The sequence below is a fragment of the Clostridium sartagoforme AAU1 genome (assembly GCF_000401215.1).
Classification (GTDB): domain Bacteria; phylum Bacillota; class Clostridia; order Clostridiales; family Clostridiaceae; genus Clostridium; species Clostridium sartagoforme.
The window spans coordinates 1-8,302 of sequence record NZ_ASRV01000024.1 but is presented as its reverse complement, the minus strand read 5'-3'; the positions used below and the strand labels follow the sequence as shown (position 1 = coordinate 8,302).

7 protein-coding genes, 1 tRNA gene and 1 pseudogene are annotated in these 8,302 nt (G+C 29.9%); all 9 read left to right on the top strand.

The features are described 5' to 3' along the window. The first annotated feature begins 97 nt into the window (after window positions 1–97). The 9 genes and pseudogenes from A500_RS02010 (at window position 98) to A500_RS01970 (ending at window position 8,123) form a co-directional block, all read left to right on the top strand. Window positions 98–1,189, top strand: coding sequence for a PIN/TRAM domain-containing protein (locus A500_RS02010; protein WP_016205919.1), 1,092 nt, complete (start codon window positions 98–100; stop codon window positions 1,187–1,189). A gap of 16 nt (window positions 1,190–1,205) precedes the next feature. Further along, a complete protein-coding gene (ispD, locus tag A500_RS02005; RefSeq protein ID WP_016205918.1) occupies window positions 1,206–1,874 on the top strand; it encodes a 2-C-methyl-D-erythritol 4-phosphate cytidylyltransferase in 669 nt (222 codons plus the stop codon). Between the two features lie 320 nt (window positions 1,875–2,194). Beyond that, complete coding sequence (locus A500_RS02000) at window positions 2,195–3,907, top strand: proline--tRNA ligase (RefSeq protein WP_016205917.1); 1,713 nt, start codon at window positions 2,195–2,197, stop codon at window positions 3,905–3,907. Window positions 3,908–3,918: 11 nt separating this feature from the next. Next, a pseudogene (gene cysS, locus A500_RS01995) lies at window positions 3,919–5,318 on the top strand (cysteine--tRNA ligase). Between the two features lie 47 nt (window positions 5,319–5,365). Further along, window positions 5,366–5,782: a Mini-ribonuclease 3 gene (locus A500_RS01990; RefSeq protein ID WP_016205916.1), complete on the top strand. Its 417-nt coding sequence runs from the start codon at window positions 5,366–5,368 to the stop codon at window positions 5,780–5,782. 40 nt (window positions 5,783–5,822) lie between these two features. Next, on the top strand, window positions 5,823–6,725 hold the full coding sequence (rlmB, locus tag A500_RS01985; RefSeq protein WP_016205915.1) for a 23S rRNA (guanosine(2251)-2'-O)-methyltransferase RlmB: 903 nt from the start codon (window positions 5,823–5,825) through the stop codon (window positions 6,723–6,725). A gap of 23 nt (window positions 6,726–6,748) precedes the next feature. After that, the gene (locus A500_RS01980) at window positions 6,749–7,261 is read left to right on the top strand and encodes an NYN domain-containing protein (protein WP_016205914.1); all 513 of its coding nucleotides are present in this window, start codon (window positions 6,749–6,751) and stop codon (window positions 7,259–7,261) included. A 53-nt stretch (window positions 7,262–7,314) separates the two neighbouring features. Further along, complete coding sequence (gene sigH / locus A500_RS01975) at window positions 7,315–7,959, top strand: RNA polymerase sporulation sigma factor SigH (RefSeq protein WP_016205913.1); 645 nt, start codon at window positions 7,315–7,317, stop codon at window positions 7,957–7,959. An 88-nt stretch (window positions 7,960–8,047) separates the two neighbouring features. Further along, window positions 8,048–8,123 (top strand) — tRNA-Thr (locus A500_RS01970). Window positions 8,124–8,302: the final 179 nt, after the last annotated feature.

The following is an 8,302-nucleotide window of genomic DNA, read 5'->3' as shown; positions in this document are numbered from 1 at the left end:
GATAATGCCTTTATATGGTATAATGAGATAGACTTCTTACAAAAGAGTAAATAAAATTAAAAATATAAATAAAACAATATTATAGGGAGGTGACATTATGTTAAAAAAGATTATAAGAGTTATATTTACTATAATAGGCTTTATAAGCGGATATATTATTAGTGGAATACTAGTAACTATTACTGCTTTAAGTAAAATATCTTTTTTATCTAAACCAGTTGGAATTATATCAGTACGAATTCTTTTAACTTTATTATTTGGACTTATATTATATATTATTTCACCACGTATTTATGACTCTATTGTTAAAGCAATTGAATATATTGAAAAGAATATTCAAAGACTTACAGCGGCAGAGCTTCTTTATGGTGGGTTAGGTGCATTAATATCATTGATATTAACGTCACTTTTAGGATTACCGTTATATAATATAGATCTTTATGGGTTAGGACCAATACTATTTGTTCTACTAAACTTAATATTTGCAATAATATTTGCTAGTATATTTATTGAAAAGAAGGATGACATATCAAATATTCTTGTAAATCTCAAGAAAAGTAGCGCTAAGGAAAAGAAGTCAAAAGGAACTGTGAAAAACATAGCTAAGGTATTAGATACTTCTGTTATCATTGATGGAAGAATATTTGATATATGCCAAACTGGATTTATTGAAGGTCCATTAGTTATACCTAATTTTGTATTAGATGAATTAAGACATATTTCAGATTCAGCAGATTCTTTAAAAAGAAATAGGGGAAGAAGAGGACTTGACATATTAAATAAAATACAAAAAGAACTTGATATAGAAACTCAAATTTGGGAAGGAGATTTTCCAGAGATACAAGAAGTCGACAGTAAGTTATTAAAGCTTGCACAAAATCTTAAGGGTAAAGTTATAACTAATGATTTTAATTTAAATAAAGTTGCAGAATTCCAAGGAGTTCCTGTACTAAATATTAATGAGTTAGCAAATGCAATTAAGCCAGTTGTTCTTCCAGGGGAAGAAATGAAGGTCATTGTGGTTAAGGATGGTAAAGACGCATCTCAAGGAGTTGGATATTTAGATGATGGAACTATGATTGTAGTAGAAGGTGGAAGGAAGTTCATGGGAGAGCAAATAGTAGTTATAGTAACTTCTGTACTTCAAACAGCTGCTGGAAGAATGATATTTGCAAAACCAAAGGAATAGTTAAGTAGGTGTTATTATGATAAGTGCAATAATTTTAGCAGGTGGAAAAGGTAAAAGAATGTGTGCTAAAGTTAGTAAGCAGTATATAGAACTTAGGGGTAAGCCAATATTATACTATACGCTAAAAAGGTTTGCTGATTGTAGTCAAATAGATAAAATTATTTTAGTTTTGCCTAAAGATGAAATAGATTATTGTAAAAATGAGATATTGAATAAATATTCTTTAAAGGTTGATATGATAGTAGAAGGTGGAGAAGAAAGGCAAGATTCGGTTTTTAATGCTTTAGAGTGTATAGAGAACTGTGAGATTGTACTTATCCATGATGGAGCAAGACCTTTTACATCAGAACGAATTATAAATGATGGGATAAAGTATGCAAAACTTTATGGTGCAGCAGCACCTGGGGTCATACCAAAGGATACTATTAAAGTCATTAATGAAGAGAAATTTTCTGTTTCTACACCTGATAGAAATACATTACGTGCAATTCAAACTCCACAAGTTTTTAAATTTAATCTTATAAAGGAGTGTCATAATAAAATTAAGAAGAATAATATAAGTGTTACAGATGATACTATGGTAGTAGATATGTACAATAATGAGGTTTATTTATATGAAGGTGAATATACTAATATAAAAGTTACTACACCAGAGGATTTGATACTGGCAGAAAAGCTTATATAATAGAGATTTTATAATATTGACATAACCTTTTAGAGACTATATAATTAATTAAGCTAAAAATTAATAAATTTAAAACAGTGAAGAAGAATAGTAGAATCCGCCATTCAGAGAGAAAATTCATAGGCTGTAAAATTTTCAATAGGGTTTGAACCAGCTTTGGAGTTATAGGAAAAAACTATCGGTTTAATACCGTTATCATTTTAGAGAACAAATTTAGGTGGTACCGCGAGATAAGTTCGCCCTAATCAAATTAGGGCGGGCTTTTTTTATATATAGAAATTTAAGAATTAAAATAAATAACAATATAGGAGGAAGCAAAGATGAAAATGTCTAATATGTTAATATCAACATTAAGAGAGGTTCCAGCAGAAGCTGAAATAGATAGTCATAAACTGATGTTAAGAGCTGGAATGATAAGAAAAATGGCATCAGGTATATACAATTATATGCCATTAGGATTAAAGGTTTTAAAAAATGTAGAGAATATAATAAGAGAGGAAATGAATAATGCAGGAGCACAAGAATTCTTAGCTTCAGCAGTACTGCCAGCAGAACTATGGCAAGAGTCTGGAAGATGGGATGTTTATGGAGATGAATTATTTAGATTAAAAGATAGAAATAATAGAGATTTTTGTCTTGGACCAACTCATGAAGAAGTATTTACTGATATTGCAAGAAATGAAATTAAATCATATAAACAATTGCCAATAAATCTTTATCAAATACAAACAAAGTATAGAGATGAAAGAAGACCTAGATTCGGAGTAATGAGATCAAGAGAATTTATAATGAAAGATGCTTATAGTTTCGATAAAAATCAAGAAGGTTTGGATATTTCTTATAATAAGATGAGAGAAGCATATATTAAAATATTTAATAGATGTGGTATAGAGGCAAAACCTGTTGAAGCAGATTCAGGAGCTATAGGAGGATCTAATTCAGCAGAATTTATGGTTAAGTCAGAAGTTGGAGAAGATGATGTAGTATTCTGCACAGCATGTGATTATGCAGCTAATATAGAAAAGGCTTATTCAACAGCCGAAAAATCAGAAGTTGAAGAATTAAAGCCTCTAAATAAAGTAGAAACACCAAATGTAAAAACAATTGAAGAATTAGTAAAATTCTTTAATACAACAGAAAAAAGATTTGCTAAAACTTTAATATATAATGCTGATGATAAAATAGTAGCAGCAATGGTTAGAGGCGATAGAGAAGTTAATGAAGTTAAGGTTTCAAATGCTTTAGGTGGAGTAGTAAACTTAAATATGGCAACACCAGAAGAGGTATTTAAGGCAACTAATGCACAAGTTGGATTTGCTGGTCCTATAAATATAAAAGTAGATGTTTTATTAGTTGATGAAGAAGTTGCTAATATGTACAATTTTATTGTTGGAGCTAATGAAACTGGATATCATATTGAAAATGTAAATTATAACAGAGATTTTGAAGGTATAGTTGGAGATTATAGAAATATAACTGAAGGTGAAAAGTGCCCAGTTTGTGGTGGTAAAGTAACTATATCAAGAGGAACTGAAGTTGGTCATATATTTAAACTAGGAACAAAGTATTCAGAAGCTATGAATGCCAATTTTATAGATGAAAATGGTAAGGAAAAGCCATTTATAATGGGTTGTTATGGTATTGGTGTAACAAGAACAATGGCCTCAATAATAGAACAACATAACGATGAAAATGGAATAGTTTGGCCTTTATCTGTAGCACCATATCATGTTAATATCATCCCTGTGAATATTAAAGATGAAGAACAAATGAAGATTGCTAACAAGATATATGAAGAGTTAAAAATGATAGGTGTTGAAGCGATACTAGATGATAGAAATGAAAGAGCAGGAGTTAAATTTAAGGATTCAGACCTTATGGGAATACCAATGAGGATAACAGTTGGTAAGAAAATTGTTGATGGAGAAGTAGAATTTAAACTTAGAATATCAGAAATGGAAAATATAAAGATAGAAGAAGCTATAGAGAAAGTTAGAGAAGAGTTTAAGAAAAATAAATTATCTGTAAGATAGGAGGTAATTAAATGAGAGTTTATAATAGCTTAACTAGAAAAAAAGAAGAGTTTGTACCGCTAACCCCAGGTGAAGTTAAGATGTATGTATGTGGGCCTACTGTTTATAATTATTTTCACATAGGTAATGGAAGAACTTTTATTATATTTGATACTATAAGAAGATATTTAGAGTATAGAGGATATAAAGTTAAATTCGTTCAAAACTTTACAGATATAGATGATAAAATGATAAATAAAGCAAATGAAGAAAAAACTACAGTTTTAAATATTGGAAATAGATATATAGATGAATATTATAAGGATGCAGATGGTTTAAATATTAAAAGAGCATCAATAAATCCAAGAGCTACTGAATATATAAATGATATAATTGAATTTGTTGAGGGATTAATAGAAAAAGGATATGCTTATGAAGTAGAGGGAGATGTTTATTTTAGAACTAAAAAGTTTGATAGTTATGGAAAGCTTATAAAGCAAAGCTTAGAAGACCTTCAATCAGGAGCTAGAATAAGTATTGATGAAAGAAAAGAAGATCCTATGGATTTTGCTGTATGGAAGTCACAGAAACCTGGAGAGCCAGCTTGGGAAAGCCCATGGGGATTAGGAAGACCTGGATGGCACATAGAATGCTCTTGTATGGCTAAAAAATATTAGGAGATACAATAGATATACATGCAGGTGGAATGGATTTAGCATTTCCACATCATGAAAATGAAATAGCTCAAAGTGAAGCTTTGACAGGAAAGCCTTTTGCAAATTACTGGATGCATTCAGCATATTTAAATGTTAATAATCAAAAGATGTCAAAATCATTAAATAACTTCTTAACGGCTAGAGATGCACTTGAAAAATATGATTCAGATATAATAAGATTTTTAATGTTATCTGCTCATTATAGAGTTCAATTAAATTATAGTGATGATTTATTAGAGTCAGCTAAATCTTCGGTTGAAAGATTATATAACGCAGTTTCTAATTTAGAGAGCTTAATAAGTGAAGTTAAAAAAGAAGATATGGATAATAAAGAAAAAGATTATTTAGAGTCTTTAAATGTTTATAGACAAAAATATATAGAAAAAATGGATGACGACTTTAATACAGCAGATGCTATTACGGCTATATTTGACCTTATAAGGGATATAAATACTAATATATCAATAGAGTCATCAAAGGAACTTTGTGAAGCTGCTCTAAGTTTAATAAGGGAACTTGGAGAACCTTTAGGAATTCTTCAGAAATCAACAAAAGGAAGTTTAGAAGAAGAAATAGAAGATTTAATAGAGCAAAGACAGCAAGCAAGAAAAAATAGAGATTTCGCATTAGCCGATAAAATTAGAGATGATTTGAAGGCTAGAAATATAATTTTAGAAGATACTCCACAAGGAGTAAGATGGAAAAAAATAAATTAGTCTAGAGGGCTGCAATTTTGCAGCCTTTCTTTAAAGGAGAGAAACGTATGTTAGAGGATTTAAGAGTCAGGGAATTTAATAGAGAAGAGGCTAGGAGATTAAATCCTTTGCAATTAGCTTTAATAGGAGATGGAGTGTATGAAATATATATAAGAAATTATATATTATCCAATAATACAGATCTATCTGCACACAAAATTCATGTAAAGGCAATAGGATATGTTAAAGCTAAGAGCCAGTCTAATATAATGCATAATATAGAAGATATATTAACAGAAGACGAATTATATATTTATAAAAGAGGTCGAAATGCAAAGTCAGCTACTATTCCTAAAAATGCAGATGTGATAGACTATAGAAATGCTACTGGATTTGAAGCCTTAGTTGGATATTTATATTTGACTGGAAATAAGGAAAGATTAAATATTATATTAGAAAAATCTACAGAAACATACTTAACATAATTAAGGAAAAGTATATAATAGAGATAAGGAGTGATTTAATGTGACTAAAGGAAATAGAGAAGCTAGAATGAAGGCTAGAATGGAAAGACAAATGTTTGAAAATGCTTCAGCACAAGGAAAAAGACAATTTACTAGAGAAAATAAAAATGCAAGAGATAATTACTCAAAGGAAAGTGTTGTTACTCAAAATGAAGAAGAGACTAGAGAAGATTTAATTATAGGCAGAAATGCTGTAATAGAAGTTTTAAAAAGTGATAGAACAATAGAATGTATATATATAGCTAATGGAAATATGGAAGGCTCTATAAAAGTTATAATAAATATGGCAAGAGAAAAAGGGTTAGTACTAAAGGAAGTAGATAGAAAAAAGCTAGATGGTATGAGTAATGGTACAAATCATCAAGGTGTAATAGCTTTAGTTACTCCATTTAAGTATTGTCAGATTGCAGATATGTTAAAGGATGCGAGAGAGAAGAAACAGGATCCATTTATAGTGATTCTCGATGAGATAGAAGATCCTCACAACTTAGGTTCCATAATTAGAACAGCAGAATTATGTGGAGTTCATGGAATAATTATACCTAAAAGAAGGAATGTTGGAATAACATCAACTGTATACAAATGTTCAGTTGGAGCCATAGAACATATGAAAATTGCAAAAGTAACAAATATAAATGCAGCTATAGACGAATTAAAAGAAAGTGGAATATGGGTTTATGGAGCAGATATAGCAGGAGAAGAATATAGCTATGAAGTGAATTTTAATGGACCGTGTGCAGTGGTTATAGGAAGTGAAGGAAGGGGAATATCCAAATTAACTCTTAAAAAGTGTGATAAATTAATTAAAATACCTATGATAGGTAAAATTAACTCTTTAAATGCTTCAGTTGCAGGTGGTATAATGATGTATGAAATACTAAAGGGAAGATTACTAAAAAAGTAAAGTTAAGACTGAAGAGGTAGCATGTGAAAATTATATTTGTTGATGGATATAACGTTATAAATAGCTGGCCCAATCTAAAAGTACAAAAAGATTACAGTTTTGATGGAGCTAGAAAAAGTCTAATAGATAGTTTACATAATTATTCAGTCTATGAGGGTTGTAAGATAATCGTAGTATTTGATGCACATAAGGTTAAGAGAAGTATTGAAAAGAAAGAAAATATAAATAAAAATATTAGTATAGTGTTCACAAAAGATGGTGAGACAGCAGATTCTTATATAGAGAGAGAAGTCCATATTTTAGGTAGGCGATTTGAGGTGAACGTAGTTACATCGGATTGGCTTGAACAACAAACTATCTTTCAAAGAGGCGCTATTAGGATATCTGCATTGGAATTTTATAATGAAGTTATTGAAACAGAAAATAGGATAAAAAATAAAGCAATAAAAAATATGTATTCATCTAAAAATCATTTGGGGGATAATGTGGATGAAGATATATTGAAAAAATTAGAAGAAATAAGAAGAAGCAAGTAAAATTTTGACTAAATATATACTATAATAATATAGGGCTTAAAGGGTGATATATAGTGGAGAATACCAAAAAAGAAAAAGGTTTATTCGTAGAATTTCTAAATAAAGTAGATGAGGAAGTAGTTGATGAAGCAAAAAAAGGTAATATAAGAGCTCAAGAATATTTAATTTCTAAATATGAAAACTTTGTAAAAGCAAAAGCTAAGTCATATTTCCTTATTGGAGCAGATAAAGAAGATATCTATCAGGAAGGAATGATAGGTCTATATAAAGCTATTAGAGACTTTAAATCTGATAAATTAACAAGTTTTAAAGCATTTGCAGAACTATGTATAACTAGACAAATAATAACTGCAATAAAAACAGCAACCAGACAAAAACATATCCCTTTAAACACATATATATCCTTAAACAAGCCTATTTATGAAGAAGAATCAGATAGAACATTAATAGATGTTTTATCTGAATTAAAGATAACAAATCCTGAGGAGCTTATAATTGGAAAGGAACAATTAAAGCATATAGAAGGAGAGATGGCTAAGGTATTATCAGAACTTGAGTTAGAGGTGCTTCAGTCATATTTAGATGGCAAGTCTTATCAAGAAATAGCATGTGATTTAGATAGGCAGGCTAAGTCTATAGATAATGCACTACAAAGAGTGAAACGAAAGCTTGAAAAATGTCTGGATACCGAAAAATAAGTCGTTAAATTTTTATTGACAAATTTTTTGAACAATAGTAAACTTTATAATTGGTATATTAAACTATAAACCATATTAAAATGGAAATGCTCACGTAGCTCAGTAGGCAGAGCGTCGCCTTGGTAAGGCGGAGGTCGTCGGTTCAATCCCGATCGTGAGCTCCAATATAGTTGAACGCTCACCAAGAGTGATTATTGTGATTGTAAATTGCTTTAACCTTTGCAGTGAGCTAAATATATTACCAAAAAAGCTAGAAAACGCTAGGCAAAGTTTATTACAAAGATTAAAGGAGGATTTTACAATGGCAAAGCAAAAATTCGAAAGAAGCAAACCACACGTAAAT

Bases quoted from the DNA above. Each gene is read 5' to 3' on its own strand.
- A500_RS02000 (WP_016205917.1), top strand. From the start codon at position 2,195: ATGAAAATGTCTAATATGTTAATATCAACATTAAGAGAGGTTCCAGCA.
- A500_RS01990 (WP_016205916.1), top strand. From the start codon at position 5,366: ATGTTAGAGGATTTAAGAGTCAGGGAATTTAATAGAGAAGAGGCTAGG.
- A500_RS02010 (WP_016205919.1), top strand. From the start codon at position 98: ATGTTAAAAAAGATTATAAGAGTTATATTTACTATAATAGGCTTTATA.
- ispD (WP_016205918.1), top strand. From the start codon at position 1,206: ATGATAAGTGCAATAATTTTAGCAGGTGGAAAAGGTAAAAGAATGTGT.